The following is a 12,798-nucleotide window of genomic DNA, read 5'->3' as shown; positions in this document are numbered from 1 at the left end:
GGATCCACCCCAGTGAACCTGCATTACGTTCTTTGCGATGTCCACACCCACGATCATATGTGCCATGACAGATCCCTTGGTTCGGTTGACCAGATGAGTATGATCAACCACTTCTCCAACTGACAGAAGTGCCGCATAGCAGTGGATCGCACACACGGACCGACTGGGTGGGGGCGTTCATTCCATTCAAATTGGCCGCTCGCGACGTGAAGATCAGTCACGACCCCTCCTACCTCAACTCACAAACGGCAACTTGCTGTCCCGCGCCTGCGCGAGCATCGAAACAGTGATCTTGCGGACTTCGAGCTTGCTCTGCGTCACATGCGCGCGCAGCATAATGCCCGCTTCGGCGAGCTTTCCGCGTTCGATCAGCGTGAGCATCGTGGCGTGCTCGTCGTAGGTTGCGTCGGTGCGATGCGGCTTCAGGAAATCGAGTCGTCGCACGATGCGAATGCGCTCGGTCACTTCGTTATGCACGCGTAGCATTTCGGCGTTGCCCGTCGCTTCCACCAGCCCGCGATGAAAGCCTTCGTCGAGCCGGAACATGCGCGCCGGATCGGTCTCGCGTGCGTCGCGCGGCACGCACCAGATGGCCTTGAGCGCGTCGATCGCGCGATTGTTCGAGCCGCTCGTCACACGCTCTATAGCAGCCAGTTCGAGCACGATGCGCAGGTCGTACAGCTGATCGAGCCGCTCGAAGTCGATGTTGCACACTTTCCAGCCGCGCCGGAAACCGACTTCCAGATAGCCTTCGCGTAGCAGACGGAACAGCGCGTCGCGCATCGGTGTGCGCGACACGCCGTAATGCTGCGCGATGTCAGTCTCCGAGAAGCGATCGCCCGGAAACAGCCGGAAGTCGAAAATGTCCTGCTTGAGTTGCAGATACACCTGCTCGGCAAGCGGGTTCGCGCCATAGACGACTTTCGACGCATCAGGCGCCACGTCGTCGGGTTCGTCGATCGGGTCTTTAGCTTCGGTCAGCCGTTTGGGTTCGATGACCAGTCTCCTGCAAATCGTCCCGGCATTATCCGCGTTTCCCGTGGGCGGCTTGCACGTCGGGCACATCGGGCGCTTCGATCAGGCTCACGTGCGCAGCAACGACGATCCAGCCGCCGAACGGCGCATCGTGCGCGCCAAGCCGCGCCCACGACTGCATCTGACGGCCGACCAGCGGCGTGGCGTCGCTGGTGAACGTGGTGCTGACCGTCGCATAGTCGCGGCCGAACGTCGTCACGATCGTGCGATGCCGTCTGCGCGAAGCCGGCACCGGCACGCACGATTCCCGCCACGCGCGAATCTCCTCGCCGCCGTGCTGGATTTCGGCAATTCCATAGCGTACCGTTTCCGGTGCGTCCCAGAACAACACGTTCATCGTGTCGATGTCGTTATCGACCAGCGCGCGTTCGTAGGCTTCGAACACGGCGGTCACTTCGGCGACGATCGCCGGGTCGTTGATGACAGGCGATGTGGTCAAGCGTCGGCCTCCAGCAATTGTTCGAGCGTCGCAGTCCAGCCGACGATGCCGCCTTGCGAACGGATCATCGCCAGCGTTGCTTCCTTGAACGCGGGAATGTAGCTCGCGGTCGCGTCTTCGATCACGAGACAGTCGTAACCGCGATCATTCGCTTCGCGCATCGAGGTCTGCACGCACACTTCAGTCGTTACGCCGGCAAACACGAGATGCGTGACGCCGCGCATCGCAAGCTCTTCGCCGAGCCGCGTCGCGTAGAACGCACCCTTGCCCGGCTTGTCGATCACGAGTTCACCTTCAATCGGCGCGAGCGCGTCGATGATTGCATTACCCGGTTCGCCTCGCACGAGTATGCGTCCCATCGGCCCTTTGTCGCCGATGCGCGCGCGCGGCTGCCCACGCAGACGTTTCGCCGGCGGACAATCGGACAGATCAGGCACGTGCGATTCGCGCGTGTGCACGACGTGCCAGCCGCGCGTGCGCGCATGCGCGATCAGCCGCGCGACATCCGGCACGATGTCCGCGAGCAGCGACACGTCGTTGCCGAGCGCCGCGCCGAATCCGCCCGCCTCGATGAAATCGCGTTGCATGTCGATCACGACGAGCGCCGTCTTCGACGGCTCGAACGCGAACGGCGACGGTAACGCCTGGTTGACGATCGGCATGGCAGTCACCCCTTGTAAGTGCGTTCCGGCGGTGCGAAGCCGCAAGGAGTGCCATCGGTCACGCGCACCTCGGCCTCCCAAGGCAAACGATATTCGCCGCGCACCATGTCATGCATGAACGTATAGGGGCAATCCTGCGCGCCGCCCTTCACCGCAACGTAGCCGCGGTGTCCGAACTGATAGATGTTGTTTTCGACGCCCCAATGGATCCGCGCCTCGCGCACGAGATCGGGCCGCATCTCGCAGACGATGACCTCGTCCGGGCGATGACTGCCCTCCACAATCACCGTTCCGTCGAAATCGCAGAACATGCCCTCGCCCATCGAATCGAACGTGCCGTCGCTGCCGCACAGACAGACGCTCGCCGTCTGCGCGAGATTCTGGAACGCGTTCGACTGATTGGTGATGCGCCACGCGTGGCGGATCGGCGCGGTGTATCCCGCCGTGCGCAGAATCACTTCTGCGCCCTTGTAGGCGGCTTCGCGCGCCATCTCCGGAAACATGCCGTCGTGGCAGATGATCAGGCCGAGCTTCACGCCGCGCGGCCCGGTGCAGACCGGCACGCCGAGATTGCCCGGCTCCCACGGCTCGACCGGCACCCACGGATGCAGCTTGCGGTAGTAGAGCTGGATCACGCCTTTGTCGTCGATGATCAGTCCGCTGTTGTATGGATTGCCGCCTGGATTGCGCTCCATGATCGAAAAGCAGCCCCAGATGCGGTGCTCGACGCACGCCGCCTTGAACGCGGCCACTTCGGGGCCGTCGAGGCTGCACATGATCGCGTCGTCGGTGCGCATGGAAAGGCCATGCAACGCGTATTCCGGAAATACGACGAGATCCGTCGCCGCGTTGTTGCGCCGCGCCTTGCCGACCAGTTCGACCACGCGCTGCGTCTGCGCCGCGAGCTGCGCGGGCGTCTCTACATTGGGATTCTGCAATTGCACGAGGCCGATTACGACGCCCGCGGGCGAGCGGTTCAATCCGCCCAGTCCACTCGAACTCATCTGTCATGCTCCATGAAAGGCAGCGGCGGTGTCCGCCGCTTCGGGTTGCCGATCGTCGCTGTGGCCCGCCATGTGGCGCCCGAGCACCACGCGATCCGCGTTTTCCACGGCGGTTTCGAAAACGAGCCGCCCTTCCGCGATTACTGCGATGCGGTCGGCCAGTTCCAGCAATTCGTCGAGGTCTTCGCTCACCAGCAGCACCGCCGCGCCCGCGTCGCGGGCCGCGAGAATGCGGGCGTGTATATCGGCCACCGACGCGAAGTCGAGGCCGAACACCGGATTGGCGACGATCAGCACATCGACCTGCTGGCCGAGTTCGCGAGCCAGTACCGCGCGCTGCACGTTACCGCCCGACAGCGTGCCGATCGCGCGCTCCGGCACCGGCGGCCTCACGTTGAACTCGGCAACGCGCTGTTCGGCGCGTTCGCGTAACGCGCGACGGTTGAGCCGCCAGCCGCCCGCGCGCAACGGCGCGCGATCGAAGTCGCGCAACGCGAGATTTTCCGCGACGCTCAGATTCGCGACACACGCATTACGCAGCGGCTCCTCGGGCAACGCGAAGACTTTCAGGCGCGTCATCGCTTCGCGCGTCGCGCGGTACGCTTCTCCCTTCACGCGCATGTCGCCCGATCGCACGCTCCGCTGGCCGACCAGCGCCTCGATCAGCTCCTTCTGGCCATTGCCCGACACGCCTGCCAGGCCGATAATCTCGCCCGCGCGCACCGCGAGCGACGCATCACGCACCGCCACGTGTCCACGATCGTCCACCACCGTCAGCGCCGACAGTTCGAGCGCCACCGGCGCATCGACGACAAGCGGCCGGCGCGCGGGCCGCACGTCGTCGATGCCGGCCGTCGCGCGCGCGTCGAAACCGGCGTCGCTGCCCATCATCCACGATGCGAGGCGGTCGCGGTCGGTATCGCGCACCGCGCAACTGCCGACTAAGCGGCCCTTGCGCAGGACCGTGACGTCGTCCGCGTAGGCCATCACTTCGCGGAATTTGTGCGTGATCATCAGCACGGTGAGTTCGCTGCGCGTCGCGAGATCGCGCATGAGGCCAAGCACTTCGTCCGCTTCCTGCGGCGTCAGCACCGAGGTCGGTTCGTCGAGAATCAGGAAGCGCTGACGCAGATACAGTTGCTTCAATATTTCGAGCTTCTGCTTTTCGCCGGCCGCGAGACTCGACACCGGCGTGTCGAGTGCGAGCCGGAACGGCATGCCGCGCATGAACGCGCCGAGCGCCTTGCGTTCGGCTTGCCAGTCGATTTTCCACGGCATCCGGCCACGCGCGAGAAGCAGGTTCTCTTCCACCGACAAACCCGCCGCCAGCGTGAAATGCTGGTACACCATGCCGATGCCGAGCGCCTGCGCATCGCGGGGCGAAGCAATGCGCACTTCGCGGCCGTCCGCGGCGATCTGGCCGCTGTCGAGCACGCCATAACCGACGAGACCTTTCACGAGCGTGCTCTTGCCCGCGCCGTTCTCGCCGAGCAGCGCGTGCAGCGTGCCTGCGCGCACCTTGAGCGTCACGTCGTCGAGCGCGCGGAAAGCACCGAAGCGCTTGCTCGCGCCGAGCACCTCGATGCCGAGCGCACCGGTGTGCGACGGCAGCGGTTTCATGCTGGCGAGCGTCGACATGATCAGCGTCCGAGCGCCGCGATCAGCGCGCTGGAATCCGACACCGTGCCGAACACGCCGCCCTGCATCAGCACCATGTTCAGCGCCGCGTCGTGATTGCCCTTGTCGGTCGCGCCGCAGCAGTCGGCGAGAACCGTGCATTCGAAGCCGCGGTCGTTCGCTTCGCGCATCGTCGTATGCACGCACACGTCGGTCGTGATGCCGGTCAGCACCAGATTGACGATGCCGCGCGTGCGCAGAATGAGTTCGAGATCGGTGGCGCAGAACGAGCCCTTGCCCGGCTTGTCGATGACGATCTCGCCCGGCAGCGGCGCGAGCTCGTCGATGATGTCCCAGCCCGGTTCGCCGCGCACGAGGATCTTGCCGCACGGACCGTCGTCGCCGATGCCGATGCCGTCCGTGCCCGCGCGGCGGCTGCGCCAGCGCTTGTTGGCAGGAAGATCCGACAGATCGGGCCGGTGTCCTTCGCGAGTATGGATGATGGTGAAACCCTGCTCGCGCATCGTTGCCAGCACGCGGCTGATCGGTTCGATCGGCGCGCGCGTCAGCGACAGGTCGTAGCCCATCTTGTCGACATAGCCGCCGATGCCGCAGAAGTCCGTCTGCATGTCGATGATGATGAGCGCCGTATTGTCGGCGCGCAACGCGCCGTCGTAGGGCCACGGATACGGTCGGGCTTCGATGAAACGGGCCATGTCGGACTCCTGGTGAGACAAAAAGTAGGTGGATCGCTTCGGCGGTTTCAGCGCGTGAGACTCAGTTCGCCGGGCGCACCCGCGAGCGTGCGATCCGGCCGGCAATTGACGATCATGATTGCGAGCGTGAGCACGTACGGCGCGGCGTTGAACAGGTAGTAGCCGCTCGTCACGCCGATCGCCTGCAGCGCGGGGCCGAGTGCGCCGGCCGCGCCGAACAGCAGCGCCGCCCACAAACAGCGCAGCGGCTGCCAGCGCGCGAAGATCACTAGCGCGACGGCCATCAACCCCTGACCGCTCGACAGGCCTTCGTTCCAGCTGCCCGGATAAACGAGCGACAGATACGCGCCGCCGACGCCCGCGAAAAATCCGCCGACCGCCGTCGCTGCGATGCGTACGCGCGTGATCGGATAGCCCATCGCCCGTGCGCTCTCTGCGTTTTCGCCGACGAGCCGCAGCGTCATGCCCCAGCGTGTGGAGCGCAAACCCCATTGCAGAACGAACGCAAGCACGACGCCGATCAGGAAGAGTGGATTCACATGCAGCGCGTTATGCAATTGCGGCGATGCGCTCCACGCGCCGAAGTCGAACGAGCGCAGCATCGCCGCCTGCGGCTCGATGAACGGCTTGCCGAGATAGAACGCGAGGCCGGTGCCGAACAGCATCAACGCGATACCGAACGCGATGTCGGACACGCGCGGCAGCGAGCAGACGAGTCCGTGCAGGCAACCGAGCAGCAGGCCCGCGCACCCGGCAATAAGCACGCCCAGCCAAGGCGAACCGGTCAGGTACGAGCCTGCGTAACCGCTCATCGCGCCCGACACGAGAATGCCTTCGAGCCCGAGATTCACGCGACCGCCCTTCTCGGTCAGGCATTCACCGAGGCTCACGAAAAGATACGGCGTGCTGACGCGAATCGCGCCCGCAAAGAGCGAGAGCAGCAGCACGGCAACGGGCGAGTGCAGATCAGGCATGAGTTTGCTCCAGCGGATGCGGCAGTCCGGATTGCGCGACCGCCTGCAACTTCACGCGCCACGCGGCGAGCCGGCCGCCGAGCGCTTCCCACGCGAGCAGGTTTGCGAACAGCAGCCCTTGCAAGACGAGCGTCGTTGCGTCGGGCAGATCGAGGCGGCGTTGCAGCAGACTGCCGCTCGCCTCGATGCCGCCGATCATCAGCGCGCAGGCGATGATCGCGAGCGGATTCTGCCGTGCAGCGAATGCGACGAGGATGCCCGCGTAGCCGTAACCCGCGAGCAGCGACGCGTTCGCGCTGCCCTGCACCGCCGAGACTTCGAACACGCCGGCGAGTCCCGCGGCGGCGCCGCCGAGCACGCATGCGGTCAACGCGAGCGAGTTGACCGGCAGGCCGACGAGGCGCGCGGCGCGCGCGTTGCCGCCCGTCACGCGCATCGCGAAACCCTTGGTGCTGTGACGCACGAAGATCCACGCGCCGACGCACGCGAGCGCGCCCCAGAAGAGTCCCCAATGCACATCGAGTCCCGGCAGCGAGCCGACCGTGAACGCATCGGGCAGCGGCAGCGTCGACGGCTTGTTCAGGCTCGCCGGATCGCGCAACGGCCCCTCGACCAGATGCTTGAACAACGCAATCGCGATATACGACATCAGCAGCGAGCTGATGGTCTCGTTCACGCCGCGCCACTGCCGCAACGCGCCGACCGTGCCGATCCACGCACCGCCGACGATCATGCCCGCCAGCGCCATCGCGGGCGTCGCGACGAACCACGGCGTGCCGTGCGGCAGCAGTTGCGGCGTGACGGCCGCAGCGAGTCCGCCGAGCGCGAGCGCGCCCTCGCCGCCGATCACGATCAGGCCGACCTGCGCAGGCAGCGCCACGCACAGCGCGGTGAGCATCAACGGCGCGGCGCGCAGCAGCGTGCTCTGCCACGCGAACGCCGAGCCGAATGCGCCTTGCGCGATCAGCACGATCGCGTCGCCCGCGGGCTGGCCCTGCACGAGCAGAAAGATCGCGAACAGCAGCAGCGTGCCGGCGACCGCCGCGAGCGTCGGCAGTGCGGGCAGCACGCCGAGCAGCGCGCGGGCAATGCCGGACGACGTCACCGTGGAAGCATGAGCACGCATGGTCTCTCCTTCAATTGCGCGAATTGCGCTGTCAGCACGCTGGATCAGATCTGGCCCACCACACCCGTGACGAGATAATTCATGCTTTCGAGCGTGATGTCGGTCTGAGCGTAGGCCGTGCCGGACGCGATCGCGGTGCCGCCCTTGTTGTCCCTCAGCGGGCCCTTGAAGATGACGAACTGGCCGGCCATCATCTGCGCCTTGACGGCGTCGGCTTTGGTCTTCGCGGCGGCCGTCACCACGGCGCCATAGGGCGACATCTTCACGAAACCTTCCTTGAGGCCGCCGCGCAGAATGTTCGGCTGCGGCGTGCCGGTCTGCGCGTGAGTGACGAGCGTTTTGTACGGCGTCGCCCAGTCCCACTCGGCGCCCGTCAGATAGCCCTTCGGCGCGAGCGCCGCCTGGCTCGCGTGGTAACCACAGCTCATCGCGCCGCGCTTCTCCGCCGTTTCGATCACGACCTTCGGACCGTCGACGTGGCAGGTCAGCACGTCGCAACCCTGATCGACGAGACTGTTGGTCGCTTCGGCTTCCTTGACCGGCATCGACCAGTCGCCCGTGAAAATGACGTGTGTCGTGATGGACGGATCGACCGACTGCGCGCCGAGCGTGAACGCGTTGATATTGCGCAGCACTTGCGGAATCGGTTTGGCCGCGACAAAACCGAGCTTTTTGCTCTTGCTCATGTGGCCCGCGACGACGCCGTTCAGGTACTGGCATTCGTCGATGTAGCCGAAGTAGCTCGCGATGTTCGGCGGGTTGCCCTGCTTCCAGAGGCCGCCGCAATGCGCGAAACGCACCTTCGGATACCTGGCCGCCATCTTCAGCACGTGCGGATCGAAGTAGCCGAACGAGGTGGCGAAAACGAGCGTCGCGCCGTCCTGCTCGATCATGGCTTCCATCGACTTCTGCGCGGCCACCGTTTCCGGCACATTTTCTTCTTCGACCACCTTCACGTTCGGCATCTTTTTGATGACCGCGGCGGCCTGGGCCTGCGCCTGGTTGTAGCCATAGTCGCCCTTCGAGCCGACGTAGATCACGCCGACGGTGAGCTTTTCGGCAGCGAACACGCTTTCGAGCGGCAGCAGGCTGCCGAGCGCAAGCGCGCCCGCCTGCTTGATGAAGTCGCGACGTTGAGTCATGGTGTGGTTTCCTTGAGTTGGTCGTGCACTGCGTTCTGAATGCTGGATTTCCGATGACGGGCATCAGGCGTTCGGCTGCGGCGCGCGGTGCGCGAGATACGCGCGCCAGCCGCGGTAAGCGGTAATGTCGAGGGCGCCCGCGTCGTGCTCGATCGCCGAGGGCTCACAGACGAAGCCCTTCACGCTGCGTCCGTCGATGGTCTCGAGCGTGCCGATGGCGAGCGGCGCGGGCACGGCGGCGACGAACGCGCCGAAGGTGCGTAGCGGCACTTCCCACAGTTCGATAGCGATGGCTTCGCCTCCTGCCACGTCGCCAGTCCGGCGCACGAGACCGGGTTTCGGCGGCAACGTGCCGGCGAGCGCATAGAGCCGGTAGCGAGGCGCGGTCGTGGTGGCTTCGACGAAGCGCGCGCCGGCTTGCAGCAGTTGCCAGTTCAACGGCTCGCCCCGCAGATGCGCACCGACCACGGCGAGCATGACGACCGGTTCCTGGATCGGCAGCGGCTGGCTCGCGATCGCGTCGGCATCGCGTTGCTCGACGGCTTCGCTGAACAGCGCCTGAATACGCGCGCCGAGCAACGCGAGCTGCTGGTCCGCGCCCGATGGTCCGATCAGCGTCACGCCCGCAGGCAGACCGTCGGCGCGCGGCACGCCGGGCACGGCGAGCGCACACAGATCGAGCAGATTGACGAAGTTCGTATAGACGCCCAGACGGCTGTTCACCTCCACCGGGTTGGCCTGCACCTCGGCGATGGTCGGGTGCGTCGGCGTGGTCGGCACGATCAGCACGTCGGCGTGCTCGAAAAGCGCTGTGGCTTGGCGCCCCAGCCTCGCAAGCGTGTATTGCCCGTCGAATGCGGCGGCCGCATCGAAACGCTCCGCCTGGCCGATCACCTTCGCGACGGTTGTGTCGATATCGTGGTGATGCGTCATAAAAAACGTCCCGAGCGCGGCGCGGCGCTCGGCCACCCACGGGCCGTCGTAAAGAAGCGCGGCGATCTGCTGCAACGGCGCGAAGGCGAATGTCGACGGCGTCAACGCGAGATGCCTGGCGATGCCATCCATGGTCGCGGCGAAGGCGGCCGATGCGTGGTGGTCGTCGAAGAACGTGAGCGTGTCGGGAATAGCGATGCGCAATGGCGCGTGTTGCAAACCGCGCGAGGGCAGCGGCCTGGAGTAACCGTCGTGCGGGTCGTAGAACGCGAGCCGGTCGAGCACTTGCCAAGCATCGGCGACGTCGTGCGCGAACACCGACAGCGTATCGAGCGTGCGGCACGCCGGCACGACGCCGCGCTTGCTGACGAGCCCGAGCGACGGCTTGAGCCCCACCAGCCCGTTGAAGCCCGCAGGCACGCGTCCCGAACCCGCGGTATCGGTGCCGAGCGAGAACGCGACGATGCCGGTCGCGACCGCAATCGCCGAACCGGAGCTCGATCCGCCCGACACGTATTCATCGTGCGTGATCTGACGCACCGCGCCGTACGGCGAACGCGTGCCGACGAGACCCGTCGCGAACTGATCGAGATTGGTCTTGCCGACGAGAATCGCGCCCGCGTCCAGCAGACGCGCCACCGCGAACGCCGTTTCGTCCGGCGTGTAGGCGAAGGCATCGCATGCGGCGGTTGTCGGCAGGCCGGCGACGTCAATGTTGTCCTTCACCGCGAACGGCACGCCGAAGAGCGGCATGCGGGCGAAGAGCGCCGGGCCCTCGTCGGCGAGCAGACGTTCGAGTTCGGTGGCGCGCGCGACGAGCGAGGCTTCGGACACGCGAAGGATCCACGCTTCCGGACGATGGGTGGTGGCAAGACGTTGCAGCACTGTGGCGACTGTGTCGCATGGCGATGTTTCGCCTTGACGATAGGCGTCTAGCAGCGCGCGAACCTTGAACGGAGCAATGCGTTCCATGAGTTCAATCTTGAATACAAGTTGAGCGATGGAATGCAGGCTTTGTGCCAGATTTGCTGGCACAGACCGCAAATGCTTATCCGGAAAGGCTTTGCGACTATCGACGACTATTTCCTGACGGCACAAGTCGTGCGGCGCAGAGCCAGGCGCGCTTCATCGTGGACCGTTTCGCAGTGTGTTTCGGTGCACTGATTCACGGAGGCTGTGCACGGCGCAGCCGCTTGCTTCAACCAGCGTGATCCACAACCACACATCGCCGCGCTCAGACAAGCGCCGCCGCCATCCGGCCAAACGACTCACCGGTCAACACATTGTCAACATCCTCGGCATTTATCGTATTGGACACCTCACGTAAATTCTTCTCCAACGAAACTCAACAAGGAGAAGCGAAATGCAAATCACGGTAGTCGGATATGGGAATGTCGGCGCGGCGATGGTCAAGCAGTTGAGCGCTGCCGGTCACCAGGTTGAAGTCACCGGCCGCAAGCGCGAAGGCGCAGAAAAAGTGGCCGCGCAATATGGCGCCAAAAGCGCGTCGCTGGCTGGTGCCGCGAAAGAGGCTGAACTCGTCGTGCTCGCCGTGCCGTACGGCAATGCCGCCGCCGCGCTCGCCGAACTGGGATCGCTCGAAGGCAAGGTGCTGGTCGATGTGACGAACCCTCTGACCGACGACTACATGGGCCTCACCATCGGTCACATCACGTCGGCCGCCGAGGAAATCGCGAAGCTGACCGGCGCGTCGGTCGTCAAGGCGTTCAACACGCTGTTCGCGCAAGTGCTCGACGGCGGCGCGGCGTTCCCGTCGCAGCCGGCTTCGGTGTTCGTCGCGAGCGACATACCGGACGCAAAGCAGAAAGTCGCCGCCGTGGCCGAGTCCATGGGCTTTTCGAGCGTCGATGCAGGTGGCCTCAAGAACGCGCGTTATCTCGAAGCCGTCGCCGGACTGAACATCTATCTTGGCTATGGGGCAGGTCTCGGTGTGCAGATCTCGCCGACGTGGATCAAACGCTGATCCAGCCACTTGGTCTGATGATGCAGACCGCCTCTGCCTGACCGGCAGAGGCGGTTTTTGCGTTTTTGTCAGGCCGTCGGTCTCACGCCCGAGGGCTCACGCTTCACGCCTCACACGTCACCGCTCACCCCGCTCTCCTTGCGGCAACTACGCGGCGTCATATCGAACTTCGCGCGAAAGCTGCGGCTGAAATGCGCGGCATCGTTGAAACCCCAGCGAAAGCAGATCTCCGACACCGACAGGCCCCGATGCGCCGGGCTCATCAACTCCTGCCGGCAACGCTCGAGCCGCCGGTCGCGCACATAGCCCGTAAAGCTCATGCCCGCATCCTCGAAGAGTTTCTGAACGTAGCGCGAGGAAACGCGCTGCTGCTCCGTGATCGTGTTCAGCGACAGTTCCACATCGCCGAGCTGCTGATCGATCGACTGACAGATGCGCAGAAAATGCTCCGAGCGCTTGCGGTCACCGAGCGTGTGCACCGCGTGATGGTTCGCGAGACTCGCGACCAGAAACTCCGACAGCGCCACCTCGATCGGGTGAATGTCCTCGGCGTCCAGGCCCTCCAGCTCGTCGCCGACGGCCCGCAGCATCGCCGCCAGCACGCGCGTCAGACTCGAGTCGCCCGGCAGCACGCCGCAGGTAAGTCGGCGCGGATCGACGAGCCCAGGGTGCAGTAAAGTGGTCGGCACGCGCACGTAAAGCAGGCGAAAATCCGCGCGCAACTCCAGCGTCGAATCCCTGCCGCACGGTCCGTAGAGCATGTCTCCGCGTGCGACGGGCACCCGCTCGTTGGAACCGAGAAACATCGAGCGCCCTTCGAGCAGCAACGCGAGCCACAGCGCCGCCTGCTGATTGCGAAAGCTGCCAGAGATGGTCAGCGGCGTGGCCCGCACGCGAGAGAACTCGATGCCCGTCGGCGAGACGATGCCAACCACGTCGCCCTCGAAGCCCTCATTGATCGGCGCGGCGTCGTGTGGCAGACACGCCGCGTTCATCGCGTCACGCCAGACCTGAGGACGCTCTTCGGTCGAGATCGCCTGCGTGGAAAAGTGCCAGGACTTTAGCGACATACGCTGCTCTCCGACATTCATTAATCTTCGTCAACGTATGCAATTGCCGCACCATGTCAGATGAATGATAAGCAGGCCTGTTTGCCGCGATTCCTG

The 12,798-nt window shown here is 65.0% G+C and carries 12 protein-coding genes; 1 reads left to right on the top strand and 11 read right to left on the bottom strand.

Going from position 1 to position 12,798, the window contains the following annotated elements; genetic code table 11:
- Positions 1-234 precede the first annotated feature (234 nt).
- The 10 genes from OKW45_RS01015 to atzF form a co-directional block, all read right to left on the bottom strand.
- A complete protein-coding gene (locus OKW45_RS01015; RefSeq protein ID WP_018424448.1) occupies positions 235-1,065 on the bottom strand; it encodes a GntR family transcriptional regulator in 831 nt (276 codons plus the stop codon).
- A complete protein-coding gene (gene hpxZ, locus OKW45_RS01010) occupies positions 1,025-1,474 on the bottom strand; it encodes an oxalurate catabolism protein HpxZ (protein ID WP_429465318.1) in 450 nt (149 codons plus the stop codon). The genes OKW45_RS01015 and hpxZ overlap by 41 nt, the downstream gene beginning before the upstream one ends.
- Positions 1,471-2,136: a cysteine hydrolase family protein gene (locus tag OKW45_RS01005; protein ID WP_429465316.1), complete on the bottom strand. Its 666-nt coding sequence runs from the start codon at positions 2,134-2,136 to the stop codon at positions 1,471-1,473. The genes hpxZ and OKW45_RS01005 overlap by 4 nt, the downstream gene beginning before the upstream one ends.
- A 5-nt stretch (positions 2,137-2,141) precedes the next feature.
- Complete coding sequence (locus OKW45_RS01000) at positions 2,142-3,140, bottom strand: formamidase (RefSeq protein ID WP_429465314.1); 999 nt, start codon at positions 3,138-3,140, stop codon at positions 2,142-2,144.
- Between the two features lie 3 nt (positions 3,141-3,143).
- Positions 3,144-4,778 carry an ABC transporter ATP-binding protein gene (locus OKW45_RS00995; protein WP_429465312.1) on the bottom strand — a complete coding sequence of 545 codons (1,635 nt, stop codon included), beginning with the start codon at positions 4,776-4,778 and terminating at the stop codon, positions 3,144-3,146.
- A 2-nt stretch (positions 4,779-4,780) separates the two neighbouring features.
- On the bottom strand, positions 4,781-5,473 hold the full coding sequence (biuH, locus tag OKW45_RS00990) for a biuret amidohydrolase (RefSeq protein WP_018424443.1): 693 nt from the start codon (positions 5,471-5,473) through the stop codon (positions 4,781-4,783).
- A gap of 47 nt (positions 5,474-5,520) precedes the next feature.
- A complete protein-coding gene (locus OKW45_RS00985; protein WP_429465310.1) occupies positions 5,521-6,447 on the bottom strand; it encodes an ABC transporter permease in 927 nt (308 codons plus the stop codon).
- Complete coding sequence (locus tag OKW45_RS00980) at positions 6,440-7,573, bottom strand: ABC transporter permease (RefSeq protein WP_429465308.1); 1,134 nt, start codon at positions 7,571-7,573, stop codon at positions 6,440-6,442. The genes OKW45_RS00985 and OKW45_RS00980 overlap by 8 nt, the downstream gene beginning before the upstream one ends.
- 44 nt (positions 7,574-7,617) lie before the next feature.
- On the bottom strand, positions 7,618-8,715 hold the full coding sequence (locus tag OKW45_RS00975; RefSeq protein ID WP_429465306.1) for a BMP family ABC transporter substrate-binding protein: 1,098 nt from the start codon (positions 8,713-8,715) through the stop codon (positions 7,618-7,620).
- A 63-nt stretch (positions 8,716-8,778) separates the two neighbouring features.
- Positions 8,779-10,620, bottom strand: coding sequence for an allophanate hydrolase (atzF, locus tag OKW45_RS00970; protein WP_429465304.1), 1,842 nt, complete (start codon positions 10,618-10,620; stop codon positions 8,779-8,781).
- A 355-nt stretch (positions 10,621-10,975) separates the two neighbouring features.
- Here atzF and OKW45_RS00965 point away from each other — a divergent pair, with 355 nt between their 5' ends.
- Positions 10,976-11,632 (top strand): NADPH-dependent F420 reductase, encoded by a 657-nt coding sequence (locus tag OKW45_RS00965; RefSeq protein ID WP_429469183.1) that lies wholly within the window; start codon positions 10,976-10,978, stop codon positions 11,630-11,632.
- Between the two features lie 110 nt (positions 11,633-11,742).
- Here the strand turns inward: OKW45_RS00965 and OKW45_RS00960 are convergent, their stop codons facing one another.
- On the bottom strand, positions 11,743-12,702 hold the full coding sequence (locus OKW45_RS00960; protein WP_184006939.1) for a helix-turn-helix domain-containing protein: 960 nt from the start codon (positions 12,700-12,702) through the stop codon (positions 11,743-11,745).
- Positions 12,703-12,798 lie beyond the last annotated feature (96 nt).

Origin of the sequence: Paraburkholderia lebeckiae, from assembly GCF_050436225.1 — a bacterium.
In the GTDB taxonomy this organism is placed as follows: Bacteria; Pseudomonadota; Gammaproteobacteria; order Burkholderiales; family Burkholderiaceae; genus Paraburkholderia; species Paraburkholderia tuberum.
This window is presented reverse-complemented; position numbering and strand designations above follow the sequence as displayed.